This window comes from Salmonella sp. SJTUF14076 (assembly GCF_015534835.1).
GTDB classification, from domain to species: Bacteria; Pseudomonadota; Gammaproteobacteria; order Enterobacterales; family Enterobacteriaceae; genus Salmonella; species Salmonella enterica.
The window spans coordinates 4,569,683-4,593,010 of the sequence record NZ_CP064674.1; the positions used below are offsets into that span (position 1 = coordinate 4,569,683).

Consider the following 23,328-nt stretch of genomic DNA (forward strand, 5'->3'; position numbering starts at 1 on the left):
CGTCCTGGCCGCCACCCTCCGGGCCGTTGCTGCGCAACGTTCAAATCTGCTCCCGGCGGATTTCTCCTCCTCAGGAGAGTGCTCACCGACAGACCACAGATAAAACAAAAGGCCCTGTCTTCCGACAGGGCCTTTTGTTTTATTTGATGCCTGGCAGTTCCCTACTCTCGCATGGGGAGACCCCACACTACCATCGGCGCTACGGCGTTTCACTTCTGAGTTCGGCATGGGGTCAGGTGGGACCACCGCGCTAGTGCCGCCAGGCAAATTCTGTTATCAGACCGTTTTTACGTTCTGATGTAATCTGAATCAGTGCTGAAAATCGTCTTCTCATCCGCCAAAACATCTTCGGCGTTGTAAGGTTAAGCCTCACGGTTCATTAGTACCGGTTAGCTCAACGCATCGCTGCGCTTACACACCCGGCCTATCAACGTCGTCGTCTTCAACGTTCCTTCAGGAGACTCTAAGTCTCAGGGAGAACTCATCTCGGGGCAAGTTTCGTGCTTAGATGCTTTCAGCACTTATCTCTTCCGCATTTAGCTACCGGGCAGTGCCATTGGCATGACAACCCGAACACCAGTGATGCGTCCACTCCGGTCCTCTCGTACTAGGAGCAGCCCCCCTCAGTTCTCCAGCGCCCACGGCAGATAGGGACCGAACTGTCTCACGACGTTCTAAACCCAGCTCGCGTACCACTTTAAATGGCGAACAGCCATACCCTTGGGACCTACTTCAGCCCCAGGATGTGATGAGCCGACATCGAGGTGCCAAACACCGCCGTCGATATGAACTCTTGGGCGGTATCAGCCTGTTATCCCCGGAGTACCTTTTATCCGTTGAGCGATGGCCCTTCCATTCAGAACCACCGGATCACTATGACCTGCTTTCGCACCTGCTCGCGCCGTCACGCTCGCAGTCAAGCTGGCTTATGCCATTGCACTAACCTCCTGATGTCCGACCAGGATTAGCCAACCTTCGTGCTCCTCCGTTACTCTTTAGGAGGAGACCGCCCCAGTCAAACTACCCACCAGACACTGTCCGCAACCCGGATTACGGGTCCACGTTAGAACATCAAACATTAAAGGGTGGTATTTCAAGGTCGGCTCCATGCAGACTGGCGTCCACGCTTCAAAGCCTCCCACCTATCCTACACATCAAGGCTCAATGTTCAGTGTCAAGCTATAGTAAAGGTTCACGGGGTCTTTCCGTCTTGCCGCGGGTACACTGCATCTTCACAGCGAGTTCAATTTCACTGAGTCTCGGGTGGAGACAGCCTGGCCATCATTACGCCATTCGTGCAGGTCGGAACTTACCCGACAAGGAATTTCGCTACCTTAGGACCGTTATAGTTACGGCCGCCGTTTACCGGGGCTTCGATCAGGAGCTTCGCTTGCGCTGACCCCATCAATTAACCTTCCGGCACCGGGCAGGCGTCACACCGTATACGTCCACTTTCGTGTTTGCACAGTGCTGTGTTTTTAATAAACAGTTGCAGCCAGCTGGTATCTTCGACTGACTTCAGCTCCATGAGTAAATCACTTCACCTACATGTCAGCGTGCCTTCTCCCGAAGTTACGGCACCATTTTGCCTAGTTCCTTCACCCGAGTTCTCTCAAGCGCCTTGGTATTCTCTACCTGACCACCTGTGTCGGTTTGGGGTACGATTTGATGTTACCTGATGCTTAGAGGCTTTTCCTGGAAGCAGGGCATTTGTTGCTTCAGCACCGTAGTGCCTCGTCGTCACGCCTCAGTGTTAAAGTGAACCGGATTTACCTGGAACACACACCTACACGCTTAAACCGGGACAACCGTCGCCCGGCCAACATAGCCTTCTCCGTCCCCCCTTCGCAGTAACACCAAGTACGGGAATATTAACCCGTTTCCCATCGACTACGCCTTTCGGCCTCGCCTTAGGGGTCGACTCACCCTGCCCCGATTAACGTTGGACAGGAACCCTTGGTCTTCCGGCGAGCGGGCTTTTCACCCGCTTTATCGTTACTTATGTCAGCATTCGCACTTCTGATACCTCCAGCAACCCTCACAGGCCACCTTCGCAGGCTTACAGAACGCTCCCCTACCCAACAACACACAGTGTCGCTGCCGCAGCTTCGGTGCATGGTTTAGCCCCGTTACATCTTCCGCGCAGGCCGACTCGACCAGTGAGCTATTACGCTTTCTTTAAATGATGGCTGCTTCTAAGCCAACATCCTGGCTGTCTGGGCCTTCCCACATCGTTTCCCACTTAACCATGACTTTGGGACCTTAGCTGGCGGTCTGGGTTGTTTCCCTCTTCACGACGGACGTTAGCACCCGCCGTGTGTCTCCCGTGATAACATTCTCCGGTATTCGCAGTTTGCATCGGGTTGGTAAGCCGGGATGGCCCCCTAGCCGAAACAGTGCTCTACCCCCGGAGATGAATTCACGAGGCGCTACCTAAATAGCTTTCGGGGAGAACCAGCTATCTCCCGGTTTGATTGGCCTTTCACCCCCAGCCACAGGTCATCCGCTAATTTTTCAACATTAGTCGGTTCGGTCCTCCAGTTAGTGTTACCCAACCTTCAACCTGCCCATGGCTAGATCACCGGGTTTCGGGTCTATACCCTGCAACTTAACGCCCAATTAAGACTCGGTTTCCCTCCGGCTCCCCTATTCGGTTAACCTTGCTACAGAATATAAGTCGCTGACCCATTATACAAAAGGTACGCAGTCACACAGGTAAACCTGTGCTCCCACTGCTTGTACGTACACGGTTTCAGGTTCTTTTTCACTCCCCTCGCCGGGGTTCTTTTCGCCTTTCCCTCACGGTACTGGTTCACTATCGGTCAGTCAGGAGTATTTAGCCTTGGAGGATGGTCCCCCCATATTCAGACAGGATACCACGTGTCCCGCCCTACTCATCGAGCTCACAGCACATGCGCTTTTGTGTACGGGGCTGTCACCCTGTATCGCGCGCCTTTCCAGACGCTTCCACTAACACACATGCTGATTCAGGCTCTGGGCTCCTCCCCGTTCGCTCGCCGCTACTGGGGGGAATCTCGGTTGATTTCTTTTCCTCGGGGTACTTAGATGTTTCAGTTCCCCCGGTTCGCCTCATTAACCTATGGATTCAGTTAATGATAGTGTGACGAGTCACACTGGGTTTCCCCATTCGGAAATCGCCGGTTATAACGGTTCATATCACCTTACCGGCGCTTATCGCAGATTAGCACGTCCTTCATCGCCTCTGACTGCCAGGGCATCCACCGTGTACGCTTAGTCGCTTAACCTCACAACCCGAAGATGTTTCTTACGATTCATCATCGTGTTGCGAAAATTTGAGAGACTCACGAACAACTTTCGTTGTTCTGTGTTTCAATTTTCAGCTTGATCCAGATTTTTAAAGAGCAAAACTTCGCAGTGAACCCTTTCAGGTACACTCTGAAGTATTTTTTCGTAAACACTCACGAGATGGTGGAGCTATGCGGGATCGAACCGCAGACCTCCTGCGTGCAAAGCAGGCGCTCTCCCAGCTGAGCTATAGCCCCATCGTGTAGTCAGAACCTCTTTACCGATAATTTTTCCTGAGACAAGGCGTGGAATAACGAAGCATACATCAGTATGTGAGTTATTTCACAACGCAGTATTCAGGGAAAATTTGGTAGGCCTGAGTGGACTTGAACCACCGACCTCACCCTTATCAGGGGTGCGCTCTAACCACCTGAGCTACAAGCCTGTAGAGGTTTTACTGCTCGTTTTTCATCAGACAATCTGTGTGAGCACTGCAAAGAACAGTTCTTTAAGGTAAGGAGGTGATCCAACCGCAGGTTCCCCTACGGTTACCTTGTTACGACTTCACCCCAGTCATGAATCACAAAGTGGTAAGCGCCCTCCCGAAGGTTAAGCTACCTACTTCTTTTGCAACCCACTCCCATGGTGTGACGGGCGGTGTGTACAAGGCCCGGGAACGTATTCACCGTGGCATTCTGATCCACGATTACTAGCGATTCCGACTTCATGGAGTCGAGTTGCAGACTCCAATCCGGACTACGACGCACTTTATGAGGTCCGCTTGCTCTCGCGAGGTCGCTTCTCTTTGTATGCGCCATTGTAGCACGTGTGTAGCCCTGGTCGTAAGGGCCATGATGACTTGACGTCATCCCCACCTTCCTCCAGTTTATCACTGGCAGTCTCCTTTGAGTTCCCGACCTAATCGCTGGCAACAAAGGATAAGGGTTGCGCTCGTTGCGGGACTTAACCCAACATTTCACAACACGAGCTGACGACAGCCATGCAGCACCTGTCTCACAGTTCCCGAAGGCACCAATCCATCTCTGGAAAGTTCTGTGGATGTCAAGACCAGGTAAGGTTCTTCGCGTTGCATCGAATTAAACCACATGCTCCACCGCTTGTGCGGGCCCCCGTCAATTCATTTGAGTTTTAACCTTGCGGCCGTACTCCCCAGGCGGTCTACTTAACGCGTTAGCTCCGGAAGCCACGCCTCAAGGGCACAACCTCCAAGTAGACATCGTTTACGGCGTGGACTACCAGGGTATCTAATCCTGTTTGCTCCCCACGCTTTCGCACCTGAGCGTCAGTCTTTGTCCAGGGGGCCGCCTTCGCCACCGGTATTCCTCCAGATCTCTACGCATTTCACCGCTACACCTGGAATTCTACCCCCCTCTACAAGACTCAAGCCTGCCAGTTTCGAATGCAGTTCCCAGGTTGAGCCCGGGGATTTCACATCCGACTTGACAGACCGCCTGCGTGCGCTTTACGCCCAGTAATTCCGATTAACGCTTGCACCCTCCGTATTACCGCGGCTGCTGGCACGGAGTTAGCCGGTGCTTCTTCTGCGGGTAACGTCAATTGCTGCGGTTATTAACCACAACACCTTCCTCCCCGCTGAAAGTACTTTACAACCCGAAGGCCTTCTTCATACACGCGGCATGGCTGCATCAGGCTTGCGCCCATTGTGCAATATTCCCCACTGCTGCCTCCCGTAGGAGTCTGGACCGTGTCTCAGTTCCAGTGTGGCTGGTCATCCTCTCAGACCAGCTAGGGATCGTCGCCTTGGTGAGCCGTTACCTCACCAACAAGCTAATCCCATCTGGGCACATCTGATGGCAAGAGGCCCGAAGGTCCCCCTCTTTGGTCTTGCGACGTTATGCGGTATTAGCCACCGTTTCCAGTAGTTATCCCCCTCCATCAGGCAGTTTCCCAGACATTACTCACCCGTCCGCCACTCGTCAGCAAAGCAGCAAGCTGCTTCCTGTTACCGTTCGACTTGCATGTGTTAGGCCTGCCGCCAGCGTTCAATCTGAGCCATGATCAAACTCTTCAATTTAAAAGTTTGATGCTCGTGAATTAAACTTCGTAATGAATTACGTGTTCACTCAGAGACTTGGTATTCATTTTTCGTCTTGCGACGTCAAGAATCCGTATCTTCGAGTGCCCACACAGATTGTCTGATAAATTGTTAAAGAGCAGTGCCGCTTCGCTTTTTCTCAGCGGCGCGGGGTGTGCATATTACGCTTTCCCGCTTCAGAGTCAAGCGTTTATTTTCGCTTTTCTCCGTGAGGTTCTGGTCTGAACCCCGCTGACCCGGCGGCCTGTATGCCGTTGTTCCGTGTCAGTGGTGGCGCATTATAGGGAGTTATTTCTGCCTGACAAGAGGAAATTTAAAATAATTTTCTGAGTGCGCACTTTTTATTCTTTGCGTTTATTTTGCCGACGATTTGTTGGTTAAATGGGCTATTTCACGGGCAAAGTGCGCAACCTGCTCCCAGTCGGTGTACACCACTTCTTTACTGGTATCCGTTTCGCCGCCCGACATCTTCATAATAAGCTTGATCATCAGACGGTCATACCAGCGATAGCGGGGATAGCGAAGCGCGCCTGCAATGACGGCACAGTAGTCAGGTCGCCACGGAGAGCTCATTAAAAACTTACGCGCGTAGCTGTTAGTCTGCGGCGTCCGTTTTTCAGCTTTACGCGCCACCAGGTTAACGGAATAAAAGGCGCTCGGCATTCCGTTCAACCGCGTGGCATATTTCTTAACAAACTCCTGAAAGGCGCTGTGGTAATGACCATAACGAATAGACGCGCCAATCACTACGCGATCATAACTATCCCAGTCCGGCTCTTCTGCGCGATGCAGATTAACGACATCGGCCCAGATCCCCATCTCTTTGAGTTCAGAAGCCAGATAAGAGGCAATTTCGCGCGTTTGTCCGTCCCGGGTAGAGAAAAGAATCAATGTTTTCACGTGTTACTCCATTATTCACGCCAGAAAGTCGGGGTAAAAAGTACCAGCAAAGTGAATACTTCCAGACGACCAAATAGCATGTTGGCGATGAGTATCCATTTCGCAACCGGATTCATACTGGCGAAGTTATCAGCAACCACCCCCAGCCCCGGTCCCAGGTTATTAAGCGTAGCCACTACCGAGGCGAAAGCCGAGAAATCATCTACGCCTGTAGCGATAATGGCCAGCATACTGACGATAAATACCAGCGCGTAGGCAGAAAAGAATCCCCAGACGGCTTCCAGAATACGTTCTGGCAGCGCCCGGTTCCCCAGCTTAATACTGTAAACGGCATTCGGATGCACCAGACGTTTGAGTTCGCGGTTCCCCTGTTTAAACAACAACAGAATACGGATGACCTTTAACCCCCCGCCCGTTGACCCGGCGCAACCGCCAATAAACGCGGAACATAGCAGCAAGACGGGCAAAAACAGCGGCCAGCGCGCAATGCTGTCCGTGGTAAACCCTGCCGTTGTCGCCATCGACACAACCTGGAAGAACGCCTGATTTAGCGTTGTCAGCGCCGAGTCGTAGATATTATGGAACCACAGTACCAGCGTGCAGATCACCACCAGCGTCAACTGTACGCCGATGAACATGCGGAATTCCGGATCGCGCCAGTATACTTTCAGGCTACGTCCGCTTAATAAAGAGAAATGCAGGCCATAGTTACAACCGGAGATCAGCAGGAAAATAGCGATGATGGTATTAATAGTGGGACTATCAAAATAGCCTACGCTGGCGTCATGCGTTGAGAAGCCGCCGATAGCGATAGTGGAGAAGCTGTGTCCGATAGCGTCAAACGCGGGCATCCCTGCAAACCATAGCGCCAGCGCGCAGGCTACCGTTAGCAAGACATAGATAAGCCACAGCGTTTTCGCCGTCTCGGCAATACGCGGGCGCATTTTGTTATCTTTGAGCGGCCCCGGCATTTCCGCCCGATAGAGCTGCATCCCCCCGACGCCGAGGATAGGGAGAATCGCCACCGCCAGCACAATGATCCCCATACCGCCAAACCATTGCAGCATCTGACGATAAAAGAGAATGGCGTGCGGTAATGAATCCAGCCCCACCAGCGTAGTGGCGCCCGTGGTGGTTAACCCGGAGAACGATTCAAAAAAAGCATCGGTAATGGTGAGGTTTGGGCTTTCCGAGAAAATAAACGGCAGCGCACCCACGCTGCCCAGCACGGTCCAGAACAGCACCACGATAAGAAATCCTTCGCGGGATTTCAGCTCGCCCTTTTCCCTACGGTTTGGCCACCACAGTATGGAACCGATCGCCAGCGCGACAAAAAAGGTCTGCGTGAACGCTCTTCCTGCGCCATCACGATATATTAGCGCTACCAGTCCCGGGAGAATCATTGTCCCCGAAAATAAGATAACCAGTAGTCCAACGATTCGGGTAATGGCGCGAAAATGCATCTCTGCCGCTTCCTTTATTCTTAAAAATGAGGTGGGGATTATTCTTCAATCGCTAACAATTGCAATGAACCACGGCTAAAATCCGCCAGTTTTGTGGAGAATGCATTCACATGAGCAAAAGGAAGCGCCACCCTGAGCCGAACAGACGCCTGATAATCGCTGGAAACGATCTTCCCGGCAAACTGTCCTAATAATGCTTCGATTCCGGCCAACTGACCGTACTCACACTGCAAAGTATATTCGGTTAATGGCGTCTTGCGTTGTGTGGCAAGCTGACGTAATGCCTGATTCACACCGCCGCCATAGGCTTTTACCAGCCCGCCCGTACCCAGCAGAATACCACCATAGTAGCGCACGACGACGGCAGTAATCTCTCCGACGCCACTGCCCATCAATTGCGCAAGCATTGGCTTGCCTGCCGTTCCCGCCGGTTCGCCGTCGTCTGAAAAGCCCAGTTGCTGTGAGTCGTCCGGCGCACCCGCCACCCACGCCACACAATGGTGGCGCGCATCAGGGTGCTCAGCTCTGACTGACTCAACAAACGCTTTCGCCGCGTCTACGCCATCGGTATGCGCCAATAGCGTAATAAAGCGGCTTTTTTTGATCTCTTCAACAACGGTGACCGGCGCTGCAGGGATTAACCAACTGTCCATTACGCCAGTTTTAAATCCCGCGTCATGTTTTCCACGCCGTTTTCGTGGATGACCACGTTATCTTCAATGCGAATACCGCCGAAAGGCTTGAGCGCTTCAATTTTCTGCCAATTGAAGTGCTTGCTGAACGGGCCTTCGCGCCACGGCGCTAACAGCGATTCGATGAAGTAAATCCCCGGTTCGATGGTCAACACCATTCGCGGCTGTAACACACGCGTGCAGCGCAGATACGGGTATTTGGACGGTGCAGCGAGATGCGTACCGGAATCATCCTGCATAAACCCGGCCACATCGTGTACCTGCAGACCCAACGGATGACCAATACCGTGCGGCATAAACGGCCCGGTAAGATCATTTTCCACCATCGCCTCTTCACTCATGTCGGTAATGATTTGATGTTTACGCAGCAGCTTCGCGATGCGCTGATGGAACTGAATATGATAATCCACATAGCTGACGCCCGCCTTCATGGTAGCGATCAGCGCCAACTGTTCATCGTTAACATCTTTCACCAGGTGGGCGTAGTCGTTATCGCTTTTCGCCGACCAGGTCCGCGTCAGATCCGCCGCGTAGCCATTGTATTCCGCGCCCGCATCCAGCAGGAAACTGCGCATTTCAGACGGTGCCTGATGATCCAGTTTCGTGTAATGCAGCACGGCGGCATGTTCGTTCAGCGCCACAATGTTGCTGTATGGAACATCGGTATCGCGATGTCCCGTGGCGGTCAGGTACGCAAGGTTGATGTCAAACTCGCTCATGCCGGAACGGAAGGCCTCTTCCGCCGCACGATGACCGCTCACCGCCATTTTCTGCGCTTCGCGCATACAGGCCAGTTCATAATCCGTTTTATAGGCGCGGTAGTAATGCAGATAGTCGATAACACCTTTCGGGTTGATGTTGCTGGCGGCGATATCCAATTGTAGCGCGCGCTCAGGAACCGGGCCGATATAGCCGATATTGCCACGCGCGGCAGGCAGTTGGCTGCCGATGCCATCCGCTTTCGGCAAGGCGACGACCTCGACTTCTTCCGTCCAGAAGGACGTTGGCAGCGGTTCAACGTTATGCCAGTAATCGACCGGCAGATAAAACCACAATTTGGGTTTGTTGACGCCATCGACCAGCAGCCAGCAATTTGGAACCTGAGTTACCGGCACCCACGCTTTAAACTGCGGATTGACCTTAAACGGATAAGGGTGATCGTCGAGAAAGACGTTGAATAGCTCGCCGGAGTGAATAAGTAACGCATCCAGCTTAAAGCGCGCCAGAACATCGCGCGTCCGTTCTTGTAAGGTAACAATATGATTTTTATAGAGCGCGGCCATTGATTCCATTTTTTACCCTTCTGTTTTTTTGACCTCAAGTTCCCGCATCTTAGCACATCGCCCCACGAGAGCGTGATCTATGCCGAGCGTGATCACATCGGCATTTCTTTAATCATTTATTTGCATTTTATTAACACAAAATACACACTTCGCTTCATCTGGTACGACCAGATCACCTTGTGGATTCAGGAGACTGACATGCTTTATAAAGGCGACACCCTGTACCTCGACTGGCTGGAAGATGGCATCGCCGAACTGGTGTTCGATGCTCCAGGCTCGGTCAATAAACTCGACACCGCAACCGTCGCCAGCCTCGGCCAGGCGCTTGAGGTGCTGGAAAAGCAACACGATTTAAAAGGGCTGCTGCTGCGCTCTAATAAAGCGGCCTTTATTGTCGGCGCGGACATCACCGAATTTCTTTCACTGTTCCTCGTCCCCGAAGAGCAGTTAAGCCAATGGCTGCATTTCGCTAATAGCGTCTTTAACCGTCTGGAAGATTTACCCGTACCGACCCTTGCCGCCGTAAACGGCTATGCGCTGGGCGGCGGGTGCGAATGCGTGCTGGCCACCGATTACCGTCTGGCGACGCCAGACCTCCGCATCGGTCTGCCGGAAACTAAACTGGGCATCATGCCGGGTTTCGGCGGCTCCGTTCGTCTGCCGCGTATGCTGGGCGCAGACAGCGCGCTGGAGATTATCGCGGCAGGTAAAGATGTCGGTGCTGAACACGCGCTGAAAATCGGCCTTGTGGACGGCGTGGTCAAACAAGAGAAGCTAATTGAAGGCGCGATAGCGGTGTTACGCCAGGCCATTACCGGCGATCTCGACTGGAGAGCTAAACGCCAGCCGAAACTGGAGCCGTTGAAACTCAGTAAGATTGAAGCAGCGATGAGCTTTACCATCGCTAAAGGCATGGTCGCACAAACGGCGGGTAAACATTATCCGGCGCCGATGACCGCAGTGAAAACCATTGAAGCCGCCGCGCGTTTTGGTCGTGAAGAAGCGTTGAATCTGGAAAATAAAAGCTTTGTTCCGCTGGCGCATACCAATGAGGCTCGTGCGCTGGTCGGTATCTTCCTCAACGATCAATATGTAAAAGGTAAAGCCAAAAAGCTGACCAAAGATATTGAGACGCCGAAACAGGCAGCCGTACTGGGCGCGGGCATTATGGGCGGCGGTATCGCTTACCAGTCGGCCTGGAAAGGCGTACCGGTCATCATGAAAGATATCAACGATAAATCGTTGAACCTCGGCATGACCGAAGCGGCCAAGCTGCTGAACAAACAGCTGGAGCGCGGCAAGATCGACGGTCTGAAGCTGGCGGGCGTCATTTCGACCATCCACCCGACTCTCGATTATGCCGGTTTCGATCGCGTAGATGTTGTTGTCGAAGCGGTAGTCGAAAATCCGAAAGTCAAAAAAGCGGTACTGGCGGAAACCGAGCAGAAAGTGCGCCCGGAAACCGTGCTGGCCTCAAATACCTCCACCATCCCGATTGGCGAACTGGCAAGCGCCCTGGAACGTCCGGAAAACTTTTGCGGAATGCACTTCTTCAACCCGGTACACCGGATGCCGCTGGTTGAAATCATTCGCGGCGAGAAGAGTTCAGACGAAACCATTGCCAAAGTCGTCGCCTGGGCAAGCAAAATGGGCAAGACGCCGATTGTAGTCAACGACTGCCCCGGCTTCTTTGTTAACCGCGTGCTGTTCCCCTATTTCGCCGGTTTCAGTCAACTGCTGCGCGACGGCGCGGATTTCCGCAAGGTCGATAAAGTGATGGAAAAACAGTTCGGCTGGCCGATGGGCCCGGCCTATCTGCTGGATGTTGTCGGCATTGATACCGCGCATCACGCGCAGGCGGTAATGGCGGCAGGCTTCCCGCAACGGATGCAGAAAGAGTATCGCGACGCGATCGACGCATTGTTTGACGCCAGCCGTTTTGGGCAAAAAAACGGTCTGGGCTTCTGGCGCTATAAAGAAGACAGCAAGGGTAAGCCGAAGAAAGAAGAAGATGCCGCGGTGGATGACCTGCTGGCAAGCGTCAGCCAGCCGAAACGCGACTTCAGCGACGACGAGATAATCGCCCGTATGATGATACCGATGATTAACGAAGTGGTTCGCTGTCTGGAAGAAGGCATTATCGCAAGCCCGGCGGAAGCCGATATGGCGCTGGTCTACGGCCTGGGCTTCCCTCCGTTCCACGGCGGCGCATTCCGCTGGCTGGATACACAGGGCAGCGCGAAATATCTTGATATGGCGCAGCAGTATCAACACCTCGGCCCGCTGTATGAGGTGCCGGAAGGGCTGCGTAATAAAGCGCGCCATAACGAACCGTATTATCCCCCGGTTGAACCAGCCCGTCCGGTTGGTTCTCTGAAAACGGCTTAAGGAGTCACAATGGAACAGGTTGTCATTGTCGATGCTATTCGCACCCCGATGGGCCGTTCGAAGGGCGGCGCGTTTCGCAACGTGCGGGCGGAAGATCTCTCCGCCCACTTAATGCGTAGCCTGCTGGCGCGTAATCCGTCGCTTACAGCGGCCACCCTCGATGATATTTACTGGGGCTGCGTACAACAAACGCTGGAGCAAGGCTTCAACATTGCCCGTAACGCCGCGCTGCTGGCAGAAATTCCCCATTCGGTACCGGCGGTCACCGTCAACCGTCTGTGTGGTTCCTCGATGCAGGCGTTACACGATGCAGCGCGAATGATCATGACCGGCGATGCGCAGGTTTGTCTGGTTGGCGGCGTGGAGCATATGGGGCACGTGCCGATGAGTCACGGCGTGGATTTTCACCCGGGTCTGAGTCGCAACGTCGCCAAAGCGGCAGGGATGATGGGGCTAACGGCGGAAATGCTCTCCCGCCTGCACGGCATTAGCCGGGAAATGCAGGACCAGTTCGCCGCGCGTTCTCATGCTCGCGCCTGGGCCGCCACGCAGTCTGGCGCATTCAAAACGGAGATTATCCCGACTGGCGGTCATGATGCAGACGGCGTGTTGAAGCAGTTTAACTACGATGAAGTGATCCGCCCGGAAACCACGGTCGAAGCGCTATCAACGCTGCGTCCGGCATTTGATCCGGTTAGTGGCACGGTCACGGCGGGCACCTCATCCGCGCTTTCCGATGGCGCAGCCGCCATGCTGGTAATGAGCGAAAGTCGTGCCCGTGAGCTGGGTCTGAAACCTCGCGCCCGTATTCGCTCAATGGCAGTGGTGGGTTGTGATCCGTCAATTATGGGTTACGGGCCGGTTCCGGCGTCAAAACTGGCGTTGAAAAAAGCGGGACTGTCAGCCAGCGATATCGATGTGTTTGAGATGAACGAAGCGTTTGCCGCACAGATCCTGCCATGCATTAAGGATCTGGGATTGATGGAGCAGATAGACGAGAAGATCAACCTCAACGGCGGCGCGATCGCGCTTGGTCATCCGCTCGGCTGCTCCGGAGCACGTATCAGCACCACGCTTATCAACCTGATGGAGCGCAAAGACGCGCAGTTTGGTCTGGCGACGATGTGTATTGGTCTGGGTCAGGGCATCGCCACGGTGTTTGAGCGGGTTTAATCAAAGATAATATCCCCTAAATAACTCGCATTGCAGCGCAGCGGCAACTGAGCGAATCCCCGGGCACATAGATAACTATGTGCCCGGGGTGAGCAAAGGCAGCCAACAAAGAGGCTGCGCGAATTATGACGGGAAACAGTTTAGTTGCCGTTTTTCCCGCCCGTCAGGGGCGGGTTTTTTCACCGTATGGCCCGCTCTACTCAGTAAGCGCTTTGGTCAGGCTAAATGGCATAGCCTGATATCCACGCGCACCATGTATTTGCATTTCAACCGCAGGCTCTTTTTCTCCCCATTTGAACTCTTCCAGATACGGATTAGGCAAGCTGGTAAATGCGCCTACCGATAAATCAAACACACCACCTGCTGTTGCGGAATACACGAACACAGAATTCTTGTCAGTCTGGTACTCGGTGATAGAGGTTACCGGGCTAAACCACTCGTTCCCGCGCTCTTTACCGTATTGCCAGATCTGTTGGACTGTCTTGTTTTTCTGGTCGATTTTGTAAATCACGGAGCGGCTGTATTTCATACTCTGCATAGCAGGCTGTTCTAAGCCGCGGCCATCGCCATTGTCGAAAGCGGAAAGGTATAAGATATCGCCTTTACTCTTACTATCAATTTTAAAGGCCGTATGTTGCGTCCATGTCCAGTCGAAGTCACCCTCGCAGCCACTGTCCTGGCAGGCGATTTTTTGGCCTTTGCTATCCACAGGCGTCAGAATTGCGGCATTAAATGGCGCTTTCCAGCCAGCAGGCGTACCCAGTATCCACTTCACTTTCTTATCGCGGCCGATTTTGATAATCGCACTCTGGTGGCGGGAGCTGATGATGATGGAATCATCTTCACTGTCATAGTCGACGCTGTTGACATGCGCCCAGTTGCGGCCAGCCCCACTACCCACGATATCCCCGAATTTGTCGGAGGAGTCCAGCGCCGCCAGATCTTCTTCGCTCAACGTATGGCCGGACTGGCTGGCGTCGATATTCAGGCACACAGCGCCCTGATCGAGGGTTTTCATTATCACATCACGATAAGGATCGAGGATATCAAACAGACGCCATTCATCCACTACCACGCCGTTCTGATCAACTTCGGCAATCACATCACGCACGGTACGAACATTTTTCCCATCAGGACGTTTATAGTTAGAGCTGGCTACACGCAGGAAGTAGTGACCGTTGGCCGCGTTATCCATTGAGTGTGAAAAATCGTTATAATTATCCGGCAGGCGGCGGTTAAAGATTTCACGCCCCATGATATCGTATTTCACATAACGCTGACCGTAGCCCCACGATAGTGCGCCATCCTGGTTTTGTTTAAAGCCCATCATAACGCCAGCACGATAAATTGACTTTAAATCATAAATTGAACTTGGATTCATAAACCAACGAATATCACCGGAGGTGTCGATAATAGCGTTAGCTGTAGTGAAGTTCCATTCTAATGCACCCCCAGTAGGGTTGTTCCAGACAGTACGCGTTCCATTCCCAGACTTATCTTTCGTATTATTCAAAAGATACAAGCGATCTTTAAATTCTGGGGAAACCTTTTTAACATCGATAGTAAAGAGTGCTGATTGTTCTTCTTTTGTACCCGCTGATTCAATATAGGCAGGCGGTGCATACATTTTATAGCTTTCTTTTATATTTTCGGTTTTACTACCCTGGATTCTTGTATATTCAACTTCAACGGTATTGACATAATCCGGGTAAAGACCAAAGACGGGAATACCGCCATACGTTAAAAGGTATTTATTATTAACTTTATACGCGATCTCCTGGCCATTTTCTTTGGGTACAATCCGCACATGCACGTCACGTAACTGGTAACCGCCATTACGAATAACGGCGGTTAACGGCGCGATATCATAGGGGTTCATAACAACTTCGCCAATTTTTCCCTGGACCTGATAGTCCACTTTAGCGCCGCTGGCGCCGCCGATGGCGAAAGCAGTAGAAGGTACTGATGACAAAATTGCAACAGATAATGCGAGAGAAGTTAAAGCATATTTAAATTTCATAACACTCTCCATCTTATAAATAAATAACTAACTTTCCATTTTATGTTTCTTTTATAAAAATAAATGAAGCATATATAATTAACTATTTTTATTGATAGCCTCAGGACATAATATTACTTAATTTATTACACGCAATACAAAGCCTGTAGATATTCAATATCATAACGTTTTATAGTTGACGATTAATTAATATTTAAGAGGACTTTTAGGTAGGCTAACGTAAAAAGGGACGCTACTGCGTCCCATAAAATAGTTAAATAAATGCGAACGCATCGCCAAACAGACGATCTTCCCGCGCGTTACGCTCATGACAGAACAGATCGCGGGCGATTTTCGCCATCTCAAAACGTCCGGCAATATAAATATCGTGCCCCGCCAGCGTACCATAATCCTGCAATACCGCCGTAAGTACCGTTCCTGTACGTCCACGCCAGCCTTCTTCCGGCTGCTCGACAACAGGTTCAATACGCAAATTCGGATGGTTAACAGAGAGTGCTTCCAGTTCAGAGAGATCATAGAGGTGCTTTTCTTCGCGACCACCCCAGTAAATGGTAACATCACGGGCCGGGTTGCGCGCTAACGCCGTCAACAGGATGGAGCGCACATAAGAAAAGCCCGTACCGCCCGCGATCAGAATCAACGGACGCTCTTCATCGTCACGTAGCCAGGCGTCGCCATGCGGAATATCGACGACGATTTCCCGGTCTTTCAGAATCCGATCCATGACCGCCATCGCATACAGATTGAGCTCGGAAGCGCCAATGTGTAATTCAATAAACCCTTTCTCGTCCGGCGTTGAGGCCATCGAAAACGGGCGTTTGTCACGCTCGTCCATTACGACCATCAAATACTGACCAGCGCGGAATGAAAACGCCGCGTCCGGCACTAAACGAACCCGATATACGGTATCGGTGATAGCTTCTACCGAGGTCACTTTACAGCTTAAGGTTGTCATGCGCTCCCTCTGTCGGGTGTCGGGTCAATACCGACATTTTTCAAGCCGAGTCGCCGCAGCCTGAAATGTCGATGTCCGCTTTCAGTTATTTAAAGATAGCCAGCTCATCCCAAATCGCATCAATACGCGCGGTAACTTCAGGATCTTTAACAATAGGACGACCCCACTCGCGTTGGGTTTCGCCCGGCCATTTGTTTGTGGCATCCAGCCCCATTTTTGAACCCAGCCCGGAGACCGGCGAGGCAAAATCCAGGTAGTCAATCGGCGTATTTTCAACCAGCACCGTATCCCGCGCAGGGTCCATACGGGTGGTAATCGCCCAGATCACATCATTCCAGTCGCGTGCGTTAACGTCATCATCGCAAACGATAACAAATTTCGTATACATAAACTGGCGCAAAAACGACCAGACGCCCATCATGACGCGTTTCGCATGACCAGCGTACTGCTTTTTCATCGTCACTACCGCCAGGCGGTAAGAACACCCTTCCGGCGGCAGATAAAAGTCGACGATTTCCGGAAACTGTTTTTGCAGAATAGGCACAAAGACTTCATTGAGCGCCACCCCTAATACCGCAGGCTCATCGGGCGGACGCCCGGTATAGGTGGAGTGATAGATGGCATCCTCACGCTGCGTAATATGCGTGACGGTAAAGACCGGAAAGTTATCCACTTCATTATAATAGCCCGTATGATCGCCATACGGTCCTTCCGGCGCCATCTCTCCCGGCTCAATGTAACCTTCAAGGATAATCTCGGCGCTGGCAGGCACTTCCAGATCGTTAGAAAGGCATTTAACCACTTCAGTTTTCGTGCCGCGCAGCAGGCCCGCAAAGGCATACTCCGACAGAGTATCGGGAACAGGAGTCACGGCGCCAAGTATCGTCGCCGGATCGGCGCCCAATGCGACGGAGACCGGGAAACGTTCACCCGGACGCGCGGCTAACCACTCCTGAAAATCCAACGCGCCGCCGCGGTGAGACAGCCAGCGCATAATCAGCTTATTTTTACCTATCAACTGCTGACGATAAATGCCCAGGTTTTGCCGTTCTTTGTGCGGGCCACGCGTTACCGTCAGTCCCCAGGTAATCAGCGGCGCGGCGTCGTCCGGCCAACAGGTCATGACAGGAAGACGCGTTAAATCGACATCATCGCCAGACGCGATTTTCTGCTGGCAAGGCGCGCCGCGTAACCGTTTCGTCGGCATATTCAGCACTTGCTTAAACTGCGGCAGCTTGTCAAACAGATCGCGAAAGCCTTTCGGCGGCTCAGGTTCTTTCAGAAACGCTAATAATTTACCCACTTCCCGTAAGGCGGAAACATCATCCTGCCCCATGCCCATCGCCACGCGTTTTGGCGTGCCAAAAAGGTTGCACAGCACCGGCATGGCGTAACCTTTAGGATTTTCAAACAGCAACGCCGGTCCACCGGCACGCAGCGTGCGGTCAGCGATTTCCGTGATTTCCAGATGAGGATCCACAGGTAGCGTGATGCGTTTTAGTTCCCCCTGCTGCTCAAGTAGCGTCAGGAAGTCGCGTAAATCGTGATATTTCATGGCGTCCATTGTAGCCTCTTGGTAAGCGCATCATTATACGGCGTTCATCATCGGGATGCTGTATTTTTGTTAAATTAGCGTGAACTCTGGCAACCAACGCTAATCCAGATACGGCTTAAAGGATGAAGTGTATAATTAACTTCGCGCATGGCTTTTGCTATGCTTGCGCCCCGAACAAGCGGATAAGAGTCATTATGCAATCCTGGTATTTACTGTACTGCAAACGCGGGCAACTTCAGCGTGCTCAGGAACACCTCGAAAGACAAGCGGTAAGTTGCCTGACACCGATGATCACCCTGGAAAAAATGGTACGCGGAAAACGTACCTCCGTCAGCGAACCGCTCTTTCCTAATTATCTGTTCGTTGAATTTGATCCGGAAGTGATACATACCACTACAATCAACGCCACGCGCGGCGTCAGCCATTTTGTGCGCTTTGGCGCGCATCCTGCGATCGTGCCTTCCAGCGTTATTCATCAGCTTTCTATCTACAAGCCCGAAGGCGTTGTCGATCCTGAAACCCCCTATCCCGGCGATAGCGTCATCATCACGGAAGGCGCATTTGAAGGGCTGAAAGCGATTTTTACCGAACCGGATGGCGAAACGCGTTCGATGTTACTGCTTAATTTACTCAATAAAGAAGTGAAGCAGAGCGTAAAAAACACCGGTTTTCGCAAGATTTAGCGATCGTTCAGAATACGACCTCAAATAAGGTTCTGGCGTTGGCATCTGTCATCGCCGCTAACCATTGCGGATCTTCACCACGCCATAGCGCTATGCGCTCCAGGATGTGAGGCAGATACGCGGGCTCGTTGCGTCGTGACGTTGGTTTCGGCGTAAGATCGCGGGGCAACAGATACGGCGCGTCGGTTTCTATCAGTAGCTTTTCCGCTGGAATAAACGGTAAGAGTTCACGTAGCTCAAGCCCGCGTCGTTCGTCGCAAACCCACCCGGTAATACCGATATAGAGCCCTCTGTCCACACAGGCCTGCATTTGCTGGCGTGAACCGGTAAAGCAGTGCAGTATTGCACCAGGAAGACTATCCAGCCAGGGATCAAGCAATGCCAGAAATCGCTCATGCGCGTCCCGGCAGTGCATAAAGATTGGCATCTGCAATTCGGCGGCAATTTGTAGCTGCGCCTGAAAGGCACGCTCCTGCTCCTGCGGCGTGGAAAAATTGCGATTGAAATCCAGCCCGCACTCACCGATAGCGACGACTTCCGGCTGGTTCGCCAGCGCAATAATGGCGTCTTCAGACGCAGATGACCACTGACTGCTGTCATGGGGATGGACGCCAGCCGTCGACCAACAATGGGGGTAGCGCCGCGCCAGTTTTAATGCCTGCTGACTTTCATGGATGTTCGTTCCGGTCAGTAGCATACCTTTTACTCCCGCCGCAAACGCACGGGCGACCACATCATCACGATCTTTTGCAAACTGGCTACTGGTTAAATTAACGCCAATATCAAACATGCTTGCCCCCATATGACAACCGCCCTGGCGGGCGGTTGTGTTTAGTCTTCAGTGTGCTCGGCCTTTTCGGTTTCGGCCTCGTTATCTTCGTCGCGCGTCCGTCGCTTACCGACATAAAAGCGTGAGCAGAAAACGCCAATTTCAAACAGGCAGTACATCGGTATCGCCAGCAACGTTTGCGAGAAAACATCTGGCGGCGTAAGCAGCATTCCCACAATGAATGCCCCGACCAGGATATAAGGCCGTTTTTTACGCAAATCTTCTGGCGTGGTGATGCCCATCCAGCACAGCAACACAATCGCCACCGGCACCTCAAAGGCTACGCCAAAGGCCATAAAAAGCGCCATGACAAAGCTCAGATAGCTGGCGATATCTGTCGAAACCTGTACCCCTTCCGGCGCCGTATGCGTCAGGAAACCAAAGGCCAAAGGGAATACGACAAAATAGGCGAAGGCCATACCAATGTAAAAAAGCAGCGAACTGGATACCAGCAGCGGTACGACCAGACGACGCTCATGTTTATACAGCGCCGGGGCGATAAAGGCCCAAACCTGGTACAAAATGACAGGCGCGGATAAGATCAAAGACACCATGAAGGTGAGTTTGATAGGCGTAAAAAACGGCGACGCCACATCCGTCGCAATCATTGTCGCCCCTTGCGGCATCTGTTTAATCAGCGGTGCGGCGACTAAATGATAAATATCATTGGCGAAATAAATTAACGCCAGAAAAATCAGAAGTACTGCGACGATGCAGTTTAGCAGGCGCTTACGCAACTCGATCAGATGCGTGATAAGCGGTTGAGTATCTTCTACAGCCATGTTTACGGTTTATCACTCGACGAGGGGGAAGATTCGACAACAGGCGCAGCGGATTTCTTCTCGGCGTCTATCGCGGCTACGGAAGCGGTTTCCGTCGACTCAGGCACGTTAGCTTTAACGGGCTCCGGCTTTTGTTCCGGCGCGCTCGCCTGTGTTTCAGCGGCGGCAGGGGTGACGCCCTCATGCTGCGTTTCGTTCCCTTTTACCACCGGATTATGGATGGTATGCGCTTCATCGCTCGCTTGTTCGGGATCGTTAGCGCTGTAGGTGCGTTTCATCGACTCCGCCGCCTGACGCAGTTCATCCATAGATGCTTTCAGTTCGGGAGTCAGATTTTCCAGGCTCGCCTTTTCGACTTTTTTCAGACTGTCCTGGAACTCCTGAAGTTTCAGTTCCTGAGTCAGTTCATTCTGAACCGTTGTCGCAAGGGAGCGCAACGCGCGAATCCAGCCCGCTACCGTTTTTACCGCTACTGGCAATCGTTGCGGCCCCAACACAATGAGGCCGATAACGAACACTAACAGCAGTTCGCTAAAACCGATATCAAACACGGATTATACCTGCTCTTTATCTTGGCTTTTAGCGTCTTCCTTTTTCGCTTCGCCTTGCTTATCCGCGATAGATTTAGCGGTAAAATCAGCGTCCTGACTGGTTTTATCCTGTTTGGCATCATCATCGCTCATGGCCTTTTTAAAGCCTTTGATAGACGCGCCAAGATCGGAACCGATGGAACCGAGTTTTTTGGTGCCGAACAGCAGTACGACGATAACGGCAACAATCAACAACTGCCAAATACTGATACCACCCATACATGTTCCTCTGTGATAGATGATGAATTATTAGGGCCGCATTATACACATTATCCGTCGCGCTGCCTCTTTGTTAGCCGCTTTCGCCCGCCCTATTCACATACTTTTACATACGACCGGGACGACATTGACTTGCGGCCTGAGTACTGCCTTGAGTGATAATATGTACCTGCGTGACACAACCGGCGTTGAGCGATAAAAAAATCTTAACGAGTTTTACGCCAGCCAACCAGCCAGACAACTACGCCGCCGACCATGAGCCAGCCAGGCATCAATCCCCATTCAGGGCGGTTGACGAGTAAGAATGACCCGCTCAGTAACAGCGTTGCGCCAATTCCCAATAAATAACGAGACTGACTTTGGCGCACATGGTTTACCTGTAACTCGCGCGCAATCTTATCAACACTGTGCTGTAAATATTTGCCCTGGCGCAAACTGTCGTACACCAGTTCAGGTATTTCTGGCATTTTTTCGACCCAGAACGGCGCTTTTTCTTTAAGAGCCCGCGTGAGAGCCGGAATACCCACCTGATCTTTGATCCAAGACTCAAGAAACGGCTTCGCCGTTTTCCACAAATCAAGCTGAGGATAAAGTTGCCGCCCAACCCCTTCAACATACAATAATGTTTTCTGCAACAACACCAGTTGCGGCTGGACTTCCATGTTAAATCGACGCGCTGTATTGAAAAGGTTTAACAACACATGACCAAACGAGATTTCCGCGAGCGGCTTTTCAAAGATAGGTTCACAGACGGTGCGGATGGCAAACTCAAAATCTTCAACGTTGGTATCTGGCGGAACCCAGCCTGAATCGACATGCAGTTCTGCCACCTTTCGGTAATCGCGATTAAAAAACGCGATAAAGTTTTCAGCCAGATAACGCTTATCTTCTTTGTTTAGCGACCCGACGATACCGCAGTCAATGCCGATATATTGCGGGTTTTCAGGGTGTTCATGGCTGACAAAAATATTTCCCGGATGCATGTCCGCATGGAAAAAGCTGTCGCGGAAAACCTGGGTGAAGAAAACTTTAACCCCGCGTTCCGCCAGCAGTTTCATGTTGGTGCCGTTCTTTTCCAGCGCCGCCACATCCGAAACCGGAATGCCGTATATCCGCTCCATCACCATCATGTTCTGGCTACAGTAATCGGAGTACACCTCCGGGATATACAGCATGGGACTATTTTCAAAATTGCGGCGTAACTGAATCGCGTTGGCCGATTCCCGCAGCAGATTCAGCTCATCGATCAGCGTTTTCTCATACTCACGCACCACTTCCGTCGGGCGCAGACGACGCCCATCCGGCAACAGGCGTGGTACCCAGCGAGCAAGGCGATAAATCAGTTTCAGGTCTGCCTGAATTACCGGCAAAATATCCGGGCGAATGACCTTAATAACCACTTCTTTACCGTTTGATTTCAATCGCGCGGTATGTACCTGGGCGATTGACGCCGACGCTAAAGGCTGGATATCAAAGTCGTCAAACCAGGCTTCGACAGGTAGCCCCCCCATCGCCTCTTCAATCTGGGCTTTCGCCAGCCGACCATCGAATGGCGCGACTTTATCCTGGAGCAAAGCGAGCTGATCGGCGATTTGCGGCGGGAACAGGTCACGGCGCGTGGAGAGCATCTGACCAAATTTGATCCAGACCGGTCCCAGCTCTTGCAACGCCAGTCTTAATCGTTCACCCAGCAATTTATCTTTATGCCGGTTTGGCATCCAGAACAGCGAATAGCGCCATAATCGGAGTGGCAGTGTAAGACGCATTCGGGGGATGAGTTCATCAAGGCCGTAGCTTAGAAACGTGCGGATGATGAAATATAGGCGCCGTACTTCACCTGGCGTCATTTGGCCTCCAGTTTTTCCAGCCGTGTGGTCAGAGAATCTACGGCGCGCTCAACAGCCGCGGTTTCTTCGGCAAACCATGCGACTTCCAGCGGGCCAGGCGCCATACGCCACTCTTCAGTGATCGCTTCAGCGGCATAACGCTGCTGGCGTTGAAACCCGTGGCGCAGGAATTTAGCCCCGCCACGCACGACCTTACCGATACTTTCCGCCGCAATATCACCCGTGTATGGCGCCAACAGCTCCGCAGGATCGAATTCGGCGAAATCGGCGAGCGCCACAAAATTTTGCACGACCTGAATATCGCCCTGCACTTCCAGTTCGCCGCTGCGAATAAGCGCGGCCAGCTGCTGACGATCGCGTAGTTTTGGCAAAACGCTAGCTTGAGTGATTACCGTACAGTCCGCTTCGCCTTCCCATGCCCCCAGCACATCAACCTGGCGTTCGCTGAATACCAGGACTAATGGCGTCGAAAATCCCTTTAGTTTCACACACAGTACTTTTCCCTGTAAGCGCGTTCTGGCTGATTTCAGCGCTGGCGAACGATACAGAAACGTATTGAGGAGACCTTCAATTCCTGCGGTCACTAAGGGTTTAAAAGGCATTCC

The 23,328-nt window shown here is 52.2% G+C and carries 16 protein-coding genes, 2 tRNA genes and 3 rRNA genes; 3 read left to right on the forward strand and 18 right to left on the reverse strand.

Going from position 1 to position 23,328, the window contains the following annotated elements; all coding sequences use genetic code 11:
• Positions 1-148: 148 nt before the first annotated feature.
• The 9 genes from rrf to pepQ form a co-directional block, all read right to left on the reverse strand.
• A 5S ribosomal RNA gene (rrf, locus tag HU143_RS21910) occupies positions 149-264 on the reverse strand.
• A gap of 94 nt (positions 265-358) precedes the next feature.
• Positions 359-3,266 (reverse strand): 23S ribosomal RNA (locus HU143_RS21915).
• Positions 3,267-3,448: 182 nt separating this feature from the next.
• A tRNA-Ala gene (locus HU143_RS21920) sits at positions 3,449-3,524 on the reverse strand.
• Positions 3,525-3,635: 111 nt separating this feature from the next.
• Positions 3,636-3,712, reverse strand: a tRNA-Ile gene (locus HU143_RS21925).
• 69 nt (positions 3,713-3,781) lie between these two features.
• A 16S ribosomal RNA gene (locus tag HU143_RS21930) occupies positions 3,782-5,323 on the reverse strand.
• Together the 16S, 23S and 5S rRNA genes with 2 tRNA genes alongside form the textbook arrangement of a ribosomal RNA operon.
• Positions 5,324-5,698: 375 nt before the next feature.
• The gene (hemG, locus tag HU143_RS21935; protein ID WP_000853982.1) at positions 5,699-6,244 is read right to left on the reverse strand and encodes a menaquinone-dependent protoporphyrinogen IX dehydrogenase; all 546 of its coding nucleotides are present in this window, start codon (positions 6,242-6,244) and stop codon (positions 5,699-5,701) included.
• Positions 6,245-6,255: 11 nt separating this feature from the next.
• A complete protein-coding gene (trkH, locus tag HU143_RS21940) occupies positions 6,256-7,707 on the reverse strand; it encodes a Trk system potassium transporter TrkH (RefSeq protein WP_000545688.1) in 1,452 nt (483 codons plus the stop codon).
• A gap of 38 nt (positions 7,708-7,745) precedes the next feature.
• On the reverse strand, positions 7,746-8,360 hold the full coding sequence (locus HU143_RS21945) for an IMPACT family protein (RefSeq protein ID WP_000378897.1): 615 nt from the start codon (positions 8,358-8,360) through the stop codon (positions 7,746-7,748).
• Positions 8,360-9,691 carry a Xaa-Pro dipeptidase gene (gene pepQ, locus HU143_RS21950; protein WP_185191066.1) on the reverse strand — a complete coding sequence of 444 codons (1,332 nt, stop codon included), beginning with the start codon at positions 9,689-9,691 and terminating at the stop codon, positions 8,360-8,362. Before pepQ ends, HU143_RS21945 begins: the two co-directional genes overlap by 1 nt.
• Positions 9,692-9,880: 189 nt before the next feature.
• Here pepQ and fadB point away from each other — a divergent pair, with 189 nt between their 5' ends.
• Both fadB and fadA read left to right on the forward strand, forming a co-directional pair.
• Positions 9,881-12,070, forward strand: a complete 2,190-nt coding sequence (fadB, locus tag HU143_RS21955; protein ID WP_000966001.1) for a fatty acid oxidation complex subunit alpha FadB — start codon at positions 9,881-9,883, stop codon at positions 12,068-12,070.
• A 9-nt stretch (positions 12,071-12,079) separates the two neighbouring features.
• Positions 12,080-13,243 (forward strand): acetyl-CoA C-acyltransferase FadA, encoded by a 1,164-nt coding sequence (gene fadA / locus HU143_RS21960; RefSeq protein ID WP_000438778.1) that lies wholly within the window; start codon positions 12,080-12,082, stop codon positions 13,241-13,243.
• 196 nt (positions 13,244-13,439) lie between these two features.
• Here fadA and HU143_RS21965 read toward each other — a convergent pair whose 3' ends face one another.
• From HU143_RS21965 to ubiD, 3 genes are all read right to left on the reverse strand, one after another.
• Positions 13,440-15,263, reverse strand: a complete 1,824-nt coding sequence (locus tag HU143_RS21965; RefSeq protein ID WP_023227030.1) for an aryl-sulfate sulfotransferase — start codon at positions 15,261-15,263, stop codon at positions 13,440-13,442.
• A 253-nt stretch (positions 15,264-15,516) separates the two neighbouring features.
• The gene (gene fre / locus HU143_RS21970; RefSeq protein WP_000209831.1) at positions 15,517-16,218 is read right to left on the reverse strand and encodes an NAD(P)H-flavin reductase; all 702 of its coding nucleotides are present in this window, start codon (positions 16,216-16,218) and stop codon (positions 15,517-15,519) included.
• An 85-nt stretch (positions 16,219-16,303) separates the two neighbouring features.
• Positions 16,304-17,782: a 4-hydroxy-3-polyprenylbenzoate decarboxylase gene (ubiD, locus tag HU143_RS21975; protein WP_000339760.1), complete on the reverse strand. Its 1,479-nt coding sequence runs from the start codon at positions 17,780-17,782 to the stop codon at positions 16,304-16,306.
• Positions 17,783-17,967: 185 nt separating this feature from the next.
• Here ubiD and rfaH point away from each other — a divergent pair, with 185 nt between their 5' ends.
• On the forward strand, positions 17,968-18,456 hold the full coding sequence (rfaH, locus tag HU143_RS21980) for a transcription/translation regulatory transformer protein RfaH (RefSeq protein ID WP_001192410.1): 489 nt from the start codon (positions 17,968-17,970) through the stop codon (positions 18,454-18,456).
• Positions 18,457-18,463: 7 nt separating this feature from the next.
• On the opposite strand, the gene tatD is transcribed toward rfaH, so the two are convergent.
• The 6 genes from tatD to ubiJ form a co-directional block, all read right to left on the reverse strand.
• Positions 18,464-19,246 (reverse strand): 3'-5' ssDNA/RNA exonuclease TatD, encoded by a 783-nt coding sequence (gene tatD / locus HU143_RS21985; RefSeq protein ID WP_000459642.1) that lies wholly within the window; start codon positions 19,244-19,246, stop codon positions 18,464-18,466.
• A gap of 41 nt (positions 19,247-19,287) precedes the next feature.
• Positions 19,288-20,067 carry a Sec-independent protein translocase subunit TatC gene (gene tatC, locus HU143_RS21990; protein ID WP_000257554.1) on the reverse strand — a complete coding sequence of 260 codons (780 nt, stop codon included), beginning with the start codon at positions 20,065-20,067 and terminating at the stop codon, positions 19,288-19,290.
• Between the two features lie 2 nt (positions 20,068-20,069).
• Positions 20,070-20,618: a Sec-independent protein translocase protein TatB gene (gene tatB, locus HU143_RS21995; RefSeq protein ID WP_000459611.1), complete on the reverse strand. Its 549-nt coding sequence runs from the start codon at positions 20,616-20,618 to the stop codon at positions 20,070-20,072.
• A 3-nt stretch (positions 20,619-20,621) separates the two neighbouring features.
• Positions 20,622-20,876 (reverse strand): Sec-independent protein translocase subunit TatA, encoded by a 255-nt coding sequence (tatA, locus tag HU143_RS22000; RefSeq protein WP_000508972.1) that lies wholly within the window; start codon positions 20,874-20,876, stop codon positions 20,622-20,624.
• 206 nt (positions 20,877-21,082) lie between these two features.
• On the reverse strand, positions 21,083-22,723 hold the full coding sequence (gene ubiB, locus HU143_RS22005) for a ubiquinone biosynthesis regulatory protein kinase UbiB (protein ID WP_000187559.1): 1,641 nt from the start codon (positions 22,721-22,723) through the stop codon (positions 21,083-21,085).
• A complete protein-coding gene (gene ubiJ / locus HU143_RS22010) occupies positions 22,720-23,325 on the reverse strand; it encodes a ubiquinone biosynthesis protein UbiJ (RefSeq protein ID WP_023227029.1) in 606 nt (201 codons plus the stop codon). The genes ubiB and ubiJ overlap by 4 nt, the downstream gene beginning before the upstream one ends.
• Positions 23,326-23,328: the final 3 nt, after the last annotated feature.

Excerpts from the sequence above, each read along its gene's own strand:
- HU143_RS21945 (WP_000378897.1), bottom strand. The coding sequence starts at position 8,360 with ATGGACAGTTGGTTAATCCCTGCAGCGCCGGTCACCGTTGTTGAAGAG.
- ubiD (WP_000339760.1), bottom strand. The coding sequence starts at position 17,782 with ATGGACGCCATGAAATATCACGATTTACGCGACTTCCTGACGCTACTT.
- tatA (WP_000508972.1), bottom strand. The coding sequence starts at position 20,876 with ATGGGTGGTATCAGTATTTGGCAGTTGTTGATTGTTGCCGTTATCGTC.
- trkH (WP_000545688.1), bottom strand. The coding sequence starts at position 7,707 with ATGCATTTTCGCGCCATTACCCGAATCGTTGGACTACTGGTTATCTTA.
- tatD (WP_000459642.1), bottom strand. The coding sequence starts at position 19,246 with ATGTTTGATATTGGCGTTAATTTAACCAGTAGCCAGTTTGCAAAAGAT.
- tatC (WP_000257554.1), bottom strand. The coding sequence starts at position 20,067 with ATGGCTGTAGAAGATACTCAACCGCTTATCACGCATCTGATCGAGTTG.
- ubiB (WP_000187559.1), bottom strand. The coding sequence starts at position 22,723 with ATGACGCCAGGTGAAGTACGGCGCCTATATTTCATCATCCGCACGTTT.
- HU143_RS21965 (WP_023227030.1), bottom strand. The coding sequence starts at position 15,263 with ATGAAATTTAAATATGCTTTAACTTCTCTCGCATTATCTGTTGCAATT.
- fre (WP_000209831.1), bottom strand. The coding sequence starts at position 16,218 with ATGACAACCTTAAGCTGTAAAGTGACCTCGGTAGAAGCTATCACCGAT.
- fadB (WP_000966001.1), top strand. The coding sequence starts at position 9,881 with ATGCTTTATAAAGGCGACACCCTGTACCTCGACTGGCTGGAAGATGGC.
- rfaH (WP_001192410.1), top strand. The coding sequence starts at position 17,968 with ATGCAATCCTGGTATTTACTGTACTGCAAACGCGGGCAACTTCAGCGT.
- fadA (WP_000438778.1), top strand. The coding sequence starts at position 12,080 with ATGGAACAGGTTGTCATTGTCGATGCTATTCGCACCCCGATGGGCCGT.
- ubiJ (WP_023227029.1), bottom strand. The coding sequence starts at position 23,325 with ATGCCTTTTAAACCCTTAGTGACCGCAGGAATTGAAGGTCTCCTCAAT.
- pepQ (WP_185191066.1), bottom strand. The coding sequence starts at position 9,691 with ATGGAATCAATGGCCGCGCTCTATAAAAATCATATTGTTACCTTACAA.